Source organism: Flavobacterium ginsenosidimutans, from assembly GCF_003254625.1.
GTDB lineage: Bacteria > Bacteroidota > Bacteroidia > Flavobacteriales > Flavobacteriaceae > Flavobacterium > Flavobacterium ginsenosidimutans.
Genome location: NZ_QJRJ01000025.1, coordinates 1 through 347, shown reverse-complemented (window position 1 = coordinate 347; position 347 = coordinate 1). Strand labels below are relative to the sequence as shown.

Genomic DNA, 347 nt, shown 5'->3' with positions numbered 1-347 from the left:
AATATCGTAAAAGTAAGCGGACAGTTCACGGCTTCTGAAGGATGCGCAAATGCTGGAACCTACACCAACACATGGACTGTCAAAGACGACTGCGGAAACACTTCGGACACTTTCACTCAAATAATCACTATTCAGGATACTGCTGCGCCTTCTTGGACAACTTCTGCGGGTTCTCTAAACGTAACTTTGGAATGCAGCGACACATCTGGACTTGCAAATGCTCAGGCTTTATTCCCATCTGCTTCAGATTTATGCGATGCTGATGTTTCAAATATCGTAAAAGTAAGCGGACAGTTTACTGCTTCTGAAGGATGCTCAAATGCTGGAACCTACACCAACACATGGAC

Annotated in this window: 1 protein-coding gene; it reads left to right on the top strand. The window is 44.7% G+C overall.

Annotated features, from left to right (window positions below; all coding sequences use genetic code 11):
* Positions 1-347 (top strand): hypothetical protein (locus tag DM444_RS00120; RefSeq protein ID WP_204251641.1); only part of this gene is annotated, 347 nt, incomplete at both ends.